Annotated in this window: 13 protein-coding genes; 4 read left to right on the top strand and 9 right to left on the bottom strand. The window is 59.8% G+C overall.

Translation table 11 applies throughout. The features are described 5' to 3' along the window. Positions 1–19: 19 nt before the first annotated feature. The 4 genes from K410_RS0100230 to K410_RS0100245 all read right to left on the bottom strand — a co-directional run bounded on the left by K410_RS0100230 (position 20) and on the right by K410_RS0100245 (position 4261). Positions 20–796, bottom strand: a complete 777-nt coding sequence (locus K410_RS0100230; RefSeq protein WP_028132994.1) for a cytochrome c3 family protein — start codon at positions 794–796, stop codon at positions 20–22. Next, positions 793–1500, bottom strand: a complete 708-nt coding sequence (locus K410_RS0100235; RefSeq protein WP_028132995.1) for an iron reductase — start codon at positions 1498–1500, stop codon at positions 793–795. The genes K410_RS0100230 and K410_RS0100235 overlap by 4 nt, the downstream gene beginning before the upstream one ends. Before the next feature lies 1 nt (position 1501). Continuing rightward, positions 1502–3241: a 2Fe-2S iron-sulfur cluster-binding protein gene (locus tag K410_RS0100240; RefSeq protein WP_245269294.1), complete on the bottom strand. Its 1740-nt coding sequence runs from the start codon at positions 3239–3241 to the stop codon at positions 1502–1504. A gap of 333 nt (positions 3242–3574) precedes the next feature. Then, complete coding sequence (locus tag K410_RS0100245) at positions 3575–4261, bottom strand: Spy/CpxP family protein refolding chaperone (RefSeq protein WP_028132997.1); 687 nt, start codon at positions 4259–4261, stop codon at positions 3575–3577. Positions 4262–4483: 222 nt separating this feature from the next. Here K410_RS0100245 and K410_RS36195 point away from each other — a divergent pair, with 222 nt between their 5' ends. Further along, positions 4484–6220 (top strand): DUF3141 domain-containing protein, encoded by a 1737-nt coding sequence (locus K410_RS36195; RefSeq protein ID WP_049819830.1) that lies wholly within the window; start codon positions 4484–4486, stop codon positions 6218–6220. Here K410_RS36195 and K410_RS0100255 read toward each other — a convergent pair. From K410_RS0100255 to K410_RS36200, 3 genes are read right to left on the bottom strand one after another with little or no spacing between them, the layout of a single operon-like run. Continuing rightward, a complete protein-coding gene (locus K410_RS0100255) occupies positions 6217–6630 on the bottom strand; it encodes a DUF1622 domain-containing protein (RefSeq protein WP_028132998.1) in 414 nt (137 codons plus the stop codon). The genes K410_RS36195 and K410_RS0100255 overlap by 4 nt on opposite strands. Positions 6631–6654: 24 nt before the next feature. Next, positions 6655–7893 carry an OpgC domain-containing protein gene (locus tag K410_RS0100260; RefSeq protein ID WP_049819831.1) on the bottom strand — a complete coding sequence of 413 codons (1239 nt, stop codon included), beginning with the start codon at positions 7891–7893 and terminating at the stop codon, positions 6655–6657. Beyond that, positions 7886–8524 (bottom strand): YqaA family protein, encoded by a 639-nt coding sequence (locus K410_RS36200; RefSeq protein ID WP_049819832.1) that lies wholly within the window; start codon positions 8522–8524, stop codon positions 7886–7888. Before K410_RS36200 ends, K410_RS0100260 begins: the two co-directional genes overlap by 8 nt. Positions 8525–9309: 785 nt before the next feature. On the opposite strand from K410_RS36200, the gene K410_RS0100270 reads away from it, so the two are divergent. Continuing rightward, complete coding sequence (locus tag K410_RS0100270) at positions 9310–9555, top strand: hypothetical protein (RefSeq protein WP_028133000.1); 246 nt, start codon at positions 9310–9312, stop codon at positions 9553–9555. A gap of 61 nt (positions 9556–9616) precedes the next feature. On the opposite strand, the gene K410_RS0100275 is transcribed toward K410_RS0100270, so the two are convergent. Further along, a complete protein-coding gene (locus K410_RS0100275; protein WP_028133001.1) occupies positions 9617–10981 on the bottom strand; it encodes an MBL fold metallo-hydrolase in 1365 nt (454 codons plus the stop codon). A 197-nt stretch (positions 10982–11178) separates the two neighbouring features. Between K410_RS0100275 and K410_RS36205 the strand changes: the two genes are divergently transcribed. Together K410_RS36205 and K410_RS36210 are read left to right on the top strand one after the other, a co-directional pair. After that, the gene (locus tag K410_RS36205) at positions 11179–12009 is read left to right on the top strand and encodes an LOG family protein (protein WP_049819833.1); all 831 of its coding nucleotides are present in this window, start codon (positions 11179–11181) and stop codon (positions 12007–12009) included. A gap of 101 nt (positions 12010–12110) precedes the next feature. Beyond that, a complete protein-coding gene (locus K410_RS36210) occupies positions 12111–12470 on the top strand; it encodes a hypothetical protein (protein ID WP_155253157.1) in 360 nt (119 codons plus the stop codon). A 159-nt stretch (positions 12471–12629) separates the two neighbouring features. On the opposite strand, the gene K410_RS0100290 is transcribed toward K410_RS36210, so the two are convergent. Next, the gene (locus tag K410_RS0100290) at positions 12630–13226 is read right to left on the bottom strand and encodes a DUF411 domain-containing protein (protein ID WP_311765986.1); all 597 of its coding nucleotides are present in this window, start codon (positions 13224–13226) and stop codon (positions 12630–12632) included. Positions 13227–13232: the final 6 nt, after the last annotated feature.

Raw genomic sequence — 13232 nt, forward strand, 5'->3', positions numbered from 1 at the left:
AGGCGTCGGGCAACTTGAATCAATGGTGCTTGAACCATCCAACACCTTTGATGTCGTTGAACGAGTCGGTGCGGTGGCAAAGGAAGCATTGCTCGACGCTGGCATGTTCCTGTCCCGTGATCGATCGGTCCATCATGACGAAGTGATGCATGTAATGGCTTGGCGGAGCCTGATGGCATTGCGCACATTCCTTGGAGGTAGGAGACGGATGGAGAAACTGCGGAATACTCCACGAAGCCAGCGCGTGGCAGCCGCCGCATTCGCGTCCAAGCAATCCGCGGTGTGGGTCTCGGTTGCTATGGCAACTCGCACAATCGAGATCGGTCTTTTCCGCTTCGTCAGACTTCGGGACTTTCAGGAAATCCTTAAGGTCCGAGATCATCTGACCGGTGATCGAGTTCGCCGAAGCGCCGCGCTCTCGGGAAAAGCCGCCGATCCGCAGGAGCATTGCGTGATCCATCTTGGTCGGACGGGCGCCACCCGCATGTTCGAGATGACACCCTCGGCACTCTTTGCTCGTCGCGTGGAACGCCGTCGCCTGCTTTCCCAGGTCCGCAGCGGCCGTCGTATGGCAGGCGATGCAGGCGGAAGTCTCGACGCCCCTCACCGGCGTGTGACAAGTTTCGCATTTGTCGGCCAGGAACGCGTGTTTTTCCGAGAGAGGTCCGGGAACTACTGCATCCCTCCACCCCACAACGGACGACGACCCGCCTTTGTACAGCGCCGCGGATACCGCTGCCACGCCGGCGACGGCGAGCGTGATGCACACGCTGTAGACGATAGCTCTGAAGCTCACGCGAGCCACCGAAGTCCGTAGTAGACCTCTCCGGCAATATGCAGCGCCAGCATCGCGTACATCGCGATCGCAGCGATTACGTGAACACCGATCCACTGCATGAAGACCTTCTTGATGGCCTCCTGGGATCCGATCGAATATTCGATGTCCGAAATGCCCTCGACGACCTGCAGTATCGGGACCTCCTGCACAGCCGATGCGCTTGCCGGAGGCGCAACGCCGGGATCACCGATCTCACTCTCCGCAAGGGCAAGCGCGGTCCGATCGTAGGTGGCCCGTAGCGTAGCGAGGCGGGATTGTTGTTCGCGGATCTCGGCGGCAGTCTGCGGCAGGTAGTACCGCCCCACGAAGCCGGTCACGACCACGACGAGCATGCTGACGATGAGCGCGATTCCCAGCGGGCTTTGAAACTTGTGTCCCGTATGGAGGAGCGCGAGGAAGGCCGCGACTATCCCGGCGTAGACGTGAAATTCCAACAGCGTGCGCATGGAGACGATACGGCCGAGAAGAGGCTTGAAGCCGCGCACGTACTTCGCAAGGGGGTAGATGAGAAGGAGCACCATCAAGCCGGCTGCTGATGCTCCCAAAGCGAAGCCGGCCAGGCTTCCCGCAAATCTCGGATCGGAGTGGAGAAGAAACGCCGGAGCCAGCAGCAAGAGGCTCGCGAAGACGATATCGACGATCAATCGCTCCCTGCCGCCCATCTCAAGCCTCGACGACCAGATTCCCAACCGACTTCGCCTGGCAGGCCAGTATCATCCCCCCCGCCTTGTCCTCCTCGGTAAGGGCGTCCTGGACTTCCATCGTGACGCTGCCTTCGATGAGGTGGGTCTTGCAGATACCGCAGGTGCCCGCACGGCAGGAATAGTCGATCGAGACGCCGATGGACTCGGCGACTTCAAGCACGCTCTTGTCCGGAGGCAACGGAGCTGCCTTGCCGGACTTGGCAAACCGGATGGAGGCCGTCGCCGGGCCGATCGAAGGCGTCCCGCCCTTGATCTCGGACTCCCCACTTTCGATAACCGTCCGTCCCGGAGGCGGCACGGCGCCGAGCGCGGGTCCGAACGCCTCCGACTTGACTTGCTCCGGCGGTACGCCAAGTTCGACGAGCGTCTTCTTGAGTGCCTGCATCATTCCAGGAGGGCCGCATAGATGGACGCGCCGCTTGGACAGATCGGGGACCGAGCGCGCAAGAAACTCGGCCGTGATCTGGCCCTCGCTCCCCATCCAGGTCGTACCTGCCGCCCGCGCCATGGTGGCGGCAACGTGGAGGTTGTTCATCCTGCGTTGCAGATACTCCAGTTCGTCACGAAAGATGAACTGCTCGGTCGTCTGCGCGCCGTAGACCAGATAGACCTCCCCGGGCCAGGAAATATCGAAGAGATATCTAATCGCTGCCATCAATGGGGTAATACCGACCCCTCCACCGATAAGCACGACACTGTCTGCCTCCTTGCCGGTGAAAGTGAAGGCCCCGGAAGGCGCCATCACGTCCAACAGATCGCCTTCCTTGATTTCGTCGTGCATGTACTCGGAGAACACGCCTCCATCTTCGCGCTTGATTGTCGTCTCCACGTAGGCCGTCTGAGCCGCAGAGGACGCGATCGTGTAGGATCGTCTGACGGTCTTCGCGTCGATCTGTGCGGAGTAGGTCAGAAACTGGCCCGGCAGGAATTCGAAGGGAATGGCGCCGCCTTGCGGATTCTGGAGCCGAAAGGTCCTAGAACTCGGCGTCTCGTTGAAGATGGCGCAGACCTTCAATTTGCCTTTCCAGAGCCCTCTCCCCTTCGTTGGCTCGCCGCCGGCTGAAGTCGCCGCGGCCGGCGCAATGGTCTCCTGGATCCGGGCGGCGGCGCCTGCTGCGGGGGCTGCAGCGACCGTGGCCTTTGCTCTCGGCGCATCAGCCGTCGGAATCACGGGTGCCGGCATCGATCCGGATGCGGCGACCGGCGACCGAGTCAGCCGATCGACAAGCGCGTTGGCCCGACGCATGCGCACGGCATAGACGGCCAGCATGCCGAACGAGACGATCGCGAGCAGGCCCATCGTGATGACGTGGAACCACGAAACGCCCAGCACTCCGTCGGAGGAAGGGCGCTCCGATTGCGAAAGATTCATCTGGCTCTTGAACCAGTTCTGCGCGATCTGCTGCGGAGACTTTCCTTCCTCGAGCGAGCGCAACACGATCACGCCGCTCTGCACCTGGTTGAGTGCCTCCCGAATTTGGCGCGAAGCAAGATCCGCTTCGATGGCCTTGCCTGACGCGAGGGCGTGCCGCAGCGCCATTTCCGCGTTGGCCATGCCATCGATTTCGGCGCCGATCCGCGCGCGAGCCTGAGATTCGAGCTCGCGCCGGCGCTCGGCGGAAAGAGCGGGCATTTCCATCAACGACGGATAGAATTCCTTACGCGGGCGTCCCATCATCTCGCCCATCATACCCATCATGCCAGAATTCGACTCGCTCGGCACCGCTGCGGGCGCCGAGCCTCCCGACGGTGGGCTTGCCATAGGCGCACCGGCGCTTCCCGTATCGGAGCTATTCGGGTGGTGCGCGGAGTGACCATCCCCGCCTTCCGCCAAGCGCCATGCCGAACGTGTCTCGGCAGGCTCGCCATGTTGGCGTGCATCCCCCGGGACCAACCCGGGGAGTGAGGGCGACGCCGCCAGCCCGGCCGTCGCAAGAAGCGAAGCGCAAAGGATCACCGCTCGCAAAGCAGCGCTACGTCGGGAGGCAAATTTGGGCATCGATACGATCGTCGTTTTTCAAGCATGCCTTCGTCAGAACGTCGCGATCAAAGGCAGCAGGATGGAATCCGCCGTCTGCTTTTGCCCGTCACTGAGCGATCCGTAGAGCCGACTGAAGGCGGTGCGAGCCGATTTGATCGCCTCCAAACGCTCGTTCAGGTGCTGCTCATACCGAACGATGCGGTTGGGCCCCGTCATGTTGTCGTCCATGACAAGCTGCTTTCGCGCCTCCAGCAGGTGTTGCCGACTCGAACGCAACGCATCGGCCAACAGATTCCAGTCGGCCAATTGCTTGTCGTTGATCTGCAACTCGGTTTTGAGGAAAGAGATACGACCTTCCAGCCGCTCGGTGACGTCCATGGGACCGCTCGCCGAGACACCCGCTCCCATGCCGCTGCCGGACGGCAACATCCGATTGTGCATTCGCTCCATCATCTGCATCATCTGCATCATGCCGGAGTCCTGCTGCTGGCCCGGCATCTGACCTGGCCCCTGCATCTTCATCTTGTCGTCTGCCGACCCGCCGCTCGCAGCGCCGGGTTGGGACATGTTTCCCATGCTCGAAGGGTTCGACGAATCGGACTTCATCTTCATGTCGTCCATCATCGCGAGCCGCTCACGTCCATTCGCAGCGACTTCGGCCGACGCCAGCCCAACCGAAACAAGACTCATGACGATGATCGTCGCCGCAGTCCCCATGAACCTTTTCGCAGTCACCATAATCTCCTCCAACTTTCAGTCAGACAAATGTCGACCGCCTCCCTAACCAACTCGAGTGCGACTAATCTTGAGGTAGATCAACAACGCGGTTGATAGCTTCGCGTGTTACGCTGCACTGTCTAATATAGACGCGCGACCCGTCAAAAAATTACACTCGTCTCGCGACAGCGACTTCGCTATTAGCATCGAACCTTCGAAGCGATCTGATTTCAGGAACAGTCGATGCACGCCGCCACCAACTCGCAGCTCGCAACACCCAAAGACTTGCTCGGCGACGATCCAACGCGCCCAGCCCGCTCGCCGGAAGGCGGCGATGCGCTGCAAGCATACGCTCGAGATCTGCTAGAGCGCTCGATCCTGTTCTGGGACACGCTTCGGCAACGAGCGGACAACCTGATCGAACACGAACGGCAAGGATCTCCGCCCCTGCTCGACTTCCGCTTCGAGACGATCGTTGACGCTCGCCAGTTCGAACGCCCCGTCAACTACGTGCTGCTTCGCATCCTCGATGAGAATGTGGACACCGGATCGGAGGCGAAACCGCCTGTGGTGGTCTTGGATCCGAGGGCAGGACATGGACCCGGCATCGGCGGATTCAAACAGGACTCCGAGGTCGGCATCGCGCTGGCGGAGGGCCATCCGGTCTATTTCGTATCCTTCTTCCCTCAGCCGTGTCGCGGCCAGACTCTCGCCGACGTCTTGCACGCACTTCGGCGCTTCGTCGAGGCGGTGAGCACCCGGCATCCGGGGCAACCACCAATACTGTACGGAAATTGCCAGGCCGGTTGGGCGGTGACCCTGCTTTCCGCGGACTGCAGCGGTCTCGTCGGCCCCGCGGTACTCAACGGCTCCCCGCTCTCATATTGGTCGGGCGAAGCCGGCGTGAATCCGATTCGGCTCGCAGCGGGATTCAACGGCGGAGCCTGGCTCGCACACCTCGTTGCCGATCTCAGCGATGGAAGGTTCGACGGCGCGTGGCTTGCCCAGAACTTCGAGAGCCTGAAGCCCGAGGCGCAGTGGGAGAAATACGTCCAACTGTTCACGCATATCGATCGAGAAAGCGAACGCTTTCTCGAATTCGAACGCTGGTGGGGAAGCTTCTTCTTCCTGAGCAAGGAAGAGATTCTGGCGATCGTCGAAAACCTCTTCATAGGCAACCAGCTCGAGGGCGGCCGCTTCCGCATCTGCGAGCATTGCGTTGCCGATCTGCGCCGTATACGGAACCCGCTGATCGTGTTCGCGTCCTACGGCGACAACATCACGCCGCCGCATCAGGCGCTCGGCTGGATTCCCATCGTGTACCCGACGACTGGGGATTTGATCGAGGCCGGCCAACGTATCGTCTATTTGACGAATCCGCACGTGGGTCATCTTGGGATCTTCGTCTCCGGCAAAGTGGCCCAACGCGAACATCGCGCCATTCTCGCCAGCCTTCCGGACATCGAAGGCCTGGCGCCCGGTCTGTATGAAATGAAGATCGAGGATCGCGCCCCCTCGGACAGCCTGTCGAATCTACCTTTTGCAGTGCGGTTCGAATCCCGGAAGGTCGAAGATCTCAAGTTTCCTCGTCCGGATCCCGCCTTCGCGCGCATCGCGGACTTCTCCGCGATGACTGAAAGCATCTATAGCGCCTTCTTCAGCCCTCTCGTTCGGGCGAGCTCCAATCCCTTCTTGGCGGAAACCGCCAAATGGCTTCACCCGATGCGGATGAGTCGATATGTCTTTTCGGCGTCCTTTTCGCCTTGGCTTTACGGCCTGCCAAGCCTTGCGAAGGCGATCCGTGACGACCGCTCGCCCCTTTCAGACGACAATCCCTACCTCAAGAGCGAGCGCACCCTCTTCGATCTCGTCACCACGCTGATCCAGACGGCCCGATCGAATCGGGACGCCTCTTTGGAGCGCATGTTCCAGGTCCTGTATGGGATACCAACCTCCCGCGACACCGGATCGTCGCCCTAGAGCTCCGCCCCATCCGCCTCATCGGCGGCTGGCTTGCGCCGCTGCCAAGGCAGCCGACCTTCGATCTCGATCTGAAGGGAGAAGCTTAAGAACGTACGGATCGCGATGATTACCGCGAGAATTCCGAGTCGATCGAACGACGGTACGATCGCGACCATTCCGATGATATCTGCGGCGATCAGGAACTCCAACCCGAGCAAAATGCCTCGACCAAGGTTCGCCCGGTACGACCGAAATGCATCGACAAATGCTCCCTGCCCCATTTCGCGAAGCGCAAACGCCGTCGCAGTCACGACGCCGCCCACGATTACCAGCACTCCAAGCAGTTCGATTGCGGATGCGGTCCAATGAAGGCCGTGCAGGATCGCGCCCTGCGTCTGGTCGGCGAAGATTCGCTCGGAAGTTATCATGCCGACCTCAAAGCAAACCGAACGTCACGATTCGACATTGCCGCCCGATGAATTCGATCTTTGGCCGGACGACAAGCTCTTGTCGACCTGCTTTGACCAGGTTCGATAGTACGCAATCATCGTCAGGATCCACAGGCCCACGCCTCCGACCAGGAGCTGGGCCAACAAGCCTTCCGAACCGAAGTCCAGAACGAAATGGGCGATGAAGGACAGGAACAGCCCTACGCAGAACACGGGCAGAGATTGCTGCCCGCACCTGATCAGCGGCTGAAGGATGGGCCATTGAAGGCCGGGCCAATCGACGGGAATCAGCGATATGCCGGTGAATACCAGGCTGGCCAAATGCGCGACTCGGTAGGGAGCAAGATTGGTCTTGTCGTTTGGAATGAACATTCCGGCGGCGACCTCGGGAATGTAACGTTGCAGTTCCGGGATTCGCTCGGCCAGCGAGACCATCAGGGCAAACAGAAGAAACGCGACGCTCAGAGCCAGGATGAAGGGCGACCGAAGTAGGGCACTGCACGCGGCGGCTCCTCCAAGAGCAAGCCACGCACCGGCGACGAAAAGCAACTGCCATGTGAGCGGGTTGAAGTACCAGACCCCCGAGGGATAAGACGCAAAATTCCAGTCGTAGTGACGCGCAGCGAGGTACAGCGCGATCGAACCGATCATAACAGCGTTGCGCCATCTGAGCATGAACCACAGCACAATCGGGAATGCCGCCATCAGCACGATATAGAGTGGCAAGACGTCCAGGTTGAGCGGCTTGAATTTCAGCATAAAGCCTTGCGTGAGGGTTTCGACCGGGAAATCCATCAGCAGTTTGACATTGAACTGGTCCATCAAGTGCGGCGTATCGAACTTGTGCGCGAAATAGTGCACTGACGTCAGATACACGAAGAACAGCAGGAGATGAGCGACGTAGAGCTGCCACACCCGACGAAGGAGCCTGGTCGCACCTATCACGAAGCCATGCTCCATCATGATCCTCCCGAACACGAACGTCGCGGTGTAGCCGGAGATCAGCACGAACAAATCGGCGCCGTCGCTGAAGCCGTAGTTTCGCGTCGTAAACCACGCCAGGACCGAATCGGGAATGTGGCCCAGGAAGATCAACCAATTCGCGAGACCCCGAAACAGGTCCAGTCGGAGATCTCTCTGCGGTTTCGGCAGCCCGAACCTTAGGGTCGTCGCCTCCCGGAAGCGCTCCTGTATGAAGATGGCAATCTGTAGCGTCCAGCCTCCAGTCTTTTCGTCAGCCAATCCTAGCTTCCTCACTTCTTTCGCTGCCGGCCCCGCGCACCGACGGAGAGACGATCGGCGTTCTCCCTTCGCGGCTCGCCGTCAGGCTGGCAGCGATCCAGCGGTGTTCGGTGAAAAAGCGCAGCGCCAATGGGAACCGCGTAGCCAAATACGCGTAGACCAAATATTTGATAACCTTGCCGACAAGGATAGCGACGAAGACGTCCGCGATCGGCAGCCGATAGATCCCCGCTACCGCAAGCATGGGCAACTTGGGGAAAGGCAACGGCAAAGCCATCAGTCCGAATATCGCCATTAGACCGTATTTTGATAGCCAATCGGTAGCTTGTAGCCAGGCTTGCGAGCCTGCGAGGTCCGGAAAACGGGCGAGCAAGAGATTCCAGCCGAAGTGGTGAAACGCGAGATACAGGCCGAGCGAAGCGATCGCGCTTCCCATCGCGGCAATCGAAGCGATCAACATCCATCTGCGTCGGTTGGCCAATGAAGCAGCGACGACCAGCCACTCCACGGGCACGCTCATCGACAACGCGGAGATAAATGCCGTCAGCCCGACCAACGGAACGAACGACCTGCGCTCGGCTCGGGCGAGCACCATAGCGACAACCTTATGCGTCGTCGCGTGAACGATCATCTTCCCTCCGGTGAGCGAACCTTTGCGAAGCGGATTCGCTCAGGACGTTTGGAAGCGATTCCCGCCCTCGCCTCCGCTATACGGCGCGTGCTATCGGCGCGGGAGTAGATGGTCGATGAGAGGCTCATACGGATCCAGGATGTCTCGGCTGCCGGAACGTGAGCTGGTGACGCGAACCGACGATGTTGATTCGGCAGCGCCCAATATGGATCAATTTTCGACTAGCCACATCATGCACCATCTTAATGCTCGAACTCTGTCGTCGCGCGAGTGTTATCCCCGCTGCGACGACAGAGTATGCCCGACAGTCCGGGGCTTATCTTGAGCTGCCGGGCGAGCGAGTGCAGCGGTCCGGATCGTCGTCACGCTGCGGGCGTACGATGATCCAATTCAGCGTTGCGGCCATTGCGCCTTTCCTATCCTCGAAATATCGATGGCCGATCGCAATGCCGACAGACCGCTTTGTGAACGGTCTTGACCACTCTCAGATGCGCAGCCAATCGCCAAGAAAAACTTTTTGCTCAGATCGGCGTAATGAATCGACACGTCGTTCGTCGCAAACGATGCTGAGCTGAGTGAAAAAGAATTTGAACGAACTCTGTAAGAATACATCGTCTCTTGCGTCGCGTCTCCGCGCCTTCAATTTGTGCATCGACTACATCATCCACACGACGATTATTGATCTCGCTCAACTACTCCGACCGATGTTCGCGCTGCATTGTCTCCGCTTCAGACATCTGGTTTGATCGCTTGCGATCATCATCAAGACCGAACAGGAGAATCATATGAACGCGCGCAAGTTGCTCGTGGCCACCACCGTTTTGTCCTTCGCCATCGCCCCCGCCATGGCACAAACGACTCCATCGAACGATGGTGGTCACCACTATTCGGGCGGGCCGAAGACGGAATCGCATCACATGGGCAAGAAGAAAAGCACGGGGTCGAAGAGCGGATCGGGCGGCAGCCATCACTACGGCGGAGGTCCCAAGACGGATGTGCCGCATCACATGGGCCCCAAGAAGGATCAGTGATCGCAGGGCAGTGATCCTTCGGTCCGAACGCGTCGGATCACTGCCGTCGGTCGGGATTGGTTCAAGCCAACAGAGCTTCCTGACCCTGCTCCGGAACGAGACTGGTCCAACCGAGTTCGGCCGAAACTCGCGCCTGTAGCGCCTTCGAGGCTCGCAGCTCACCGTGAGTGATGAACGTCGTCTTTGGAGCGCCTCCGATGCTCTTTAGCCACGTCAGGATCTCATTGGCGTCGGCGTGCGCTGACAGAGCTTCTATGTTCCGGACCTCCGCAGCGACAGGTACATCCTCGCCATGAATACGGACTGACTTCGCTCCCGACGTCATCGCGGCCCCCCGAGTGCCCTCGGCCTGGTAGCCTACGAAGAGGATCGTATTTTTCTGATACGGCGCGAAACGCTTCAAGTGATGAAGCACCCGGCCGCCGGTAGCCATTCCGCTCGCGGAAATGATGACCTTGGGAATCGGGCTGCCGCCAAGACGCTTCGAATCCTCGACCGAGCGGATATAGGTCGCGACGGCGCATGTCCTGCGGCATTCCTCATGCGTGAGCTTGTGATCCGATTTGAACCTGCAGAAGATATCGCTGGCGTCGACCGCCATCGGACTATCCAGGAAGATCGGCACGTTGGTAAGCCCTCCGGCCGATTTGATGCGTTCGAAGTAGTGGAGGAGCACCTGGACCCGACCGACCGCGAAGGCCGGAATGACCACCGTGCCGCCTCGTTTGGTCGTCGTTGCGACGATTTCCTCAAGTTCGCGCTGCGGATCGATGGTCGGATGAGAGCGGTCTCCGTATGTCGATTCGACGATAAGGTAGTCGGACTGCGTAGGGGCTTCCGGCCGCAACATGATAGGATCGTCTTGCCGCCCCAGATCCCCCGAGAAGACGATCGACGTTAGATTCCACTCCAGCTCGACCGATGCTGCACCAAGGATGTGCCCAGCGTGTCGGAGCACTGTGTGTCCTCCGCCAGGCAGGGCATGTTCGCGGCGAAACGAGATCGGCCTCAGTAGCCGCAGCGCAGCTTCGGCATCCTTCACGCCGTAGAGAGGAAGGGCCGGCTTGTGTCTCGAGAACCCATGCTTGTTGGCAAACAGTGCGTCCTGCTCCTGGATGTGGCCCGAATCGCGCAGCAGTACCTCGCAGAGTGCGGCGGTCGCCTCCGAACAGACGATAGGACCCGCGAAGCCCTGCTTCACCAGCAGCGGCAGTGCGCCCGAATGATCCAGGTGGGCATGAGTAAGGACGACGGCCGAAATGCTCGCTGGGTGGACGGGGAAGCTTGTCCAATTCATTTCCCGGAGAGTCCGCTTTCCTTGAAAGAGGCCGCAATCGACAAGAATGCGATGCGATCCGGAGTCCAGAAGATACTTGGAGCCTGTAACGGTCCCTGCCCCACCCAAGAAAGACAATCTTAGAGTCATTCGGTCCCCCCTTCGTTTCCTTGCCCTTGGCCCATTCGCGGGCTCGACCGCAGTTTCGTTCGTGCCTTGGCGGCTCGAACACCTACGACCGCGTTTGCGGGAATATACGAACGGATTCCGCGAGTTCGTTGACGTAACTCAAGAATTGCGATTGGAGGACGGAATAGAAGGCAACGAGCAGTGGCATAGGTGCAGCGATGGAAGACAAGCCGACAAGGTCGACTGAGAACTCGTCGACTTCCAACGCGGAGCAGATCCGTTCGCCGGCCTATTCGCTGGCTGCGCTCGATCAGGATTTTCTGCTCGGCGATTCCATGCGCGGCATGCGTTTCATGCTGGAGTACGCCAAGGCTGAGGAATACCTGAGGTCGTGGGGGGTGCGCTCCACCATCGTCGTCTTTGGTTCTGCGCGGGTGCGAGAGGACGGACCTGAACCGCACTCGCGATGGTATCGAGAAGCGCGCGCCTTCGCGCGCCTGGCTTCCGAGCGTGGTGGCGCCTTGACCTCGAACGGCGGCATCCGAGACAACGTGATCGCGACCGGCGGCGGTCCCGGCGTCATGGAAGCCGCAAACCGCGGTGCATCGGATGCGGGAGCGCCTTCCATCGGGTTCAACATCACGCTTCCCAAGGAGCAGCAGCCCAATCCCTACTCCACGCCCGCCCTGACGCTCCGATTTCACTACTTCGCGATGAGAAAGATGCACCTCGCCATGCGCGCCAATGCGCTCGTCGCATTCCCCGGCGGTTTCGGCACGCTCGATGAGCTGTTCGAGATCCTTACGCTGAGACAGACGGAGAAGTCGCCCGCCATTCCCATCGTGCTGTTCGACGAGCACTACTGGCGGTCCGCCGTCAACTTCGAGGCGCTGATCGAAAGCGGCACGATCGACAGATCCGACTGCGACCTTTTCAAGTTCGCGGAAACAGCGGAGGAAGTCTGGTCGAAATTGCTTTCGTGCGGTCTCGGCGTTCCGGGTCTTACCTGTGAGAGGTCGCAATTCACTCGCGTCAGGTCATCTCTATAGGTCAAGCGGAAGGCACAGCGGCTCAGCGAAGCCGGTAATTGACTTGGATCAATGATCGATCGGGGCAGGTCCCTATGTCCCGGGACAGTAAGGGGCCGCCAATGACGGAGCAACAAGCGCAATTTCCCGGCGTTCATCTGCCTTGGTTCGTTGCTGGGGCCGAGCAGCGGGATCCGTTGATGATCGCCATGGGAATATTCCTGGTGCTGTTCGTCTTCATGTTCGGCGTCTTGATGTTACGTCTGCACCATCTACCGGAGCACATCGCTCACACGGAACAGAAGGTGCAATATCAGATTGTCGCCACCCTGGGGCTTTTAGGGATGTTCACCCACGAGAACCTGTTCTGGATTGCTGGGCTGCTACTGGCTATGGTCGATATCCCCGATTTTACGACCTCGCTCACGCAAATCTCTAAGTCCGTCGAGCGCGTTGCTCGGCGGGGACGATCGGCTCGGTAAAGGAGAGCGCGATATTTTTCCCTCCCCGGGCGGAGTCAACTGCTCGGTCTTGCCGACTGGCGCCATCCTGGGTCTTCGTAACGTACACCTGACATCGCTTTCGCATGCGATAGAAGTGAAGTCGTGGCGAGTTCATCCAGGGCGTCGCTTCGTTCGCGATCAGTCAATCACCTGCTTGCCGACGAAGCGCATGAAAGGCTTTTGGCCATCCGCCCCGAACAGTATGACCGTATAGGGTTGCGGCGGATGTCCACTTTCCATACCGGGCGATCCCACCGGCATGCCCGGCACGGCGATGCCCTTCGCATCGGGAGTCTCCGAGAGGAGGCGCCGAATGGCATCCGCCGGCACATGGCCCTCAACGAGATAGCCACCGACCTCCGCCGTGTGACACCCAGCCAACCTCGGCGGAATGCCGAGACGAGCCCGAACCGACGCAATATCCGCGGTTTCCTCGACCCGAACGGAGAATCCGGCGTCGCGCATATGCTGCACCCAAAAAGTACAGCATCCACAGTTCGGGTCCTTGTGCACCGTGATTGCGGTTCCTTGTGCGATCGCCTCGGCGGGCTTGATCAGGGCCGCCGCGGCCAACAGTGTCACAAGCGATCGCCGGGTCATAATAGAGGTTCGTTCTTTCACGTTTCGCTCCGTTTTGTTTTGCCACTCTTCTGCCAAAGCCGGTTCGGACCATGATCGTGCGCTCGGGCGAACGCATACGCCGCCGTCCGCCTCGATCGTTGCAAGCCCATTCATGTGCCC

Origin of the sequence: Bradyrhizobium sp. 22, assembly GCF_000482425.1 — a bacterium.
Lineage (GTDB): Bacteria > Pseudomonadota > Alphaproteobacteria > Rhizobiales > Xanthobacteraceae > Bradyrhizobium > Bradyrhizobium japonicum_B.

Excerpts from the sequence above, each read along its gene's own strand:
- K410_RS0100235 (WP_028132995.1), bottom strand. The coding sequence starts at position 1,500 with ATGGGCGGCAGGGAGCGATTGATCGTCGATATCGTCTTCGCGAGCCTC.
- K410_RS0100240 (WP_245269294.1), bottom strand. The coding sequence starts at position 3,241 with ATGATGGGTATGATGGGCGAGATGATGGGACGCCCGCGTAAGGAATTC.
- K410_RS0100245 (WP_028132997.1), bottom strand. The coding sequence starts at position 4,261 with ATGGTGACTGCGAAAAGGTTCATGGGGACTGCGGCGACGATCATCGTC.
- K410_RS36195 (WP_049819830.1), top strand. The coding sequence starts at position 4,484 with ATGCACGCCGCCACCAACTCGCAGCTCGCAACACCCAAAGACTTGCTC.
- K410_RS0100255 (WP_028132998.1), bottom strand. The coding sequence starts at position 6,630 with ATGATAACTTCCGAGCGAATCTTCGCCGACCAGACGCAGGGCGCGATC.
- K410_RS36200 (WP_049819832.1), bottom strand. The coding sequence starts at position 8,524 with ATGATCGTTCACGCGACGACGCATAAGGTTGTCGCTATGGTGCTCGCC.
- K410_RS0100270 (WP_028133000.1), top strand. The coding sequence starts at position 9,310 with ATGAACGCGCGCAAGTTGCTCGTGGCCACCACCGTTTTGTCCTTCGCC.
- K410_RS0100275 (WP_028133001.1), bottom strand. The coding sequence starts at position 10,981 with ATGACTCTAAGATTGTCTTTCTTGGGTGGGGCAGGGACCGTTACAGGC.
- K410_RS36205 (WP_049819833.1), top strand. The coding sequence starts at position 11,179 with ATGGAAGACAAGCCGACAAGGTCGACTGAGAACTCGTCGACTTCCAAC.
- K410_RS36210 (WP_155253157.1), top strand. The coding sequence starts at position 12,111 with ATGACGGAGCAACAAGCGCAATTTCCCGGCGTTCATCTGCCTTGGTTC.
- K410_RS0100290 (WP_311765986.1), bottom strand. The coding sequence starts at position 13,226 with ATGAATGGGCTTGCAACGATCGAGGCGGACGGCGGCGTATGCGTTCGC.